The sequence below is a fragment of the Mycobacterium sp. IDUB_19 genome, assembly GCF_055419445.1.
Genome location: NZ_JBVAXR010000171.1, coordinates 1 through 962, shown reverse-complemented (window position 1 = coordinate 962; position 962 = coordinate 1). Strand labels below are relative to the sequence as shown.

Genomic DNA, 962 nt, shown 5'->3' with positions numbered 1-962 from the left:
CCGCACCCCGAGCAACAGCTGCCCCGCCTCGGTGGCCAGGCGCGCGGCCAGTGCGTGGTCATTCATCGGTTACTCCTTAACCCGTCGCGAGAGCCTCGATACTTCCCTATGTTGGTAGCGTTGACCAAATTTACCGCTCGAAGATGTTCAGCGACCCGGCACCCCGCATACGACTTCTGGCATAACCTGGAGAACATGAGCGGCGACGTCTCCTCAAGGAGCGGGCTGCGGCGGGGGCGCCTAACAGAGATCGTCATCGTCGTGGCCCTTCTGGTGGTCGGTGCGCTGATCTTCGCCGCCGTGAAACTGACCGGCGGTCAGCACAGCACGCCGGCCCAGTCCACCCAACCACCGCTGCCACCGGACAGCTACGCCATTCCGGGCTGCTACAACCCGGCGGTCCAACCGAGCCCGCGTCCAAAAAAGCTCAATGTCCTTGGCTGCGCGAGCGTTGCCGTTGCGCTGCAAGACATGTCATGGAGTTCGTGGGGACCGCAGGGTGCCGATGGCACCGGCACCGCTGTTTTCAAGTTGTGCGATCCGAATTGCGCCACCGGCTCCCAACTCACGGAGCCGGTGGTTGTTCATGCGTGGAACGCGCAGAAGCCGCGCACGGATGCCATCTGCCAGCGCGGCCTCAAGATCTTCGGCGACATGATCTTGGCCTTCCCCAAAGACGTCCCACCGCCCAACGCGCAACAGATCGACACCCAGTACAACGGGATGCCGGCGGTGCACTACGTCAACTACTCGCCCAGCAACACCCGCGAAACCGAATTCATCGGCTACACGTTCTGCAACTGAGATGCGCCGAACGTCCTCTCAGGGCGAAAAAATCGCTGAAATCCCGCCGTGAGAGCACGTTCGGCGTGACGAAAACTCGTTAGACCTCGACGACGACGGCGCCACCCTGGCCACCGCCGGCACACATTGCCGCAACGCCGATACCGCCACCGCGGCGG

Annotated in this window: 1 protein-coding gene; it reads left to right on the top strand. The window is 63.1% G+C overall.

Annotated elements, in window-relative coordinates; all coding sequences use genetic code 11:
- Window positions 1–195: 195 nt before the first annotated feature.
- Window positions 196–804: a hypothetical protein gene (locus tag ACZY0B_RS27700; RefSeq protein ID WP_463767416.1), complete on the top strand. Its 609-nt coding sequence runs from the start codon at window positions 196–198 to the stop codon at window positions 802–804.
- Window positions 805–962: the final 158 nt, after the last annotated feature.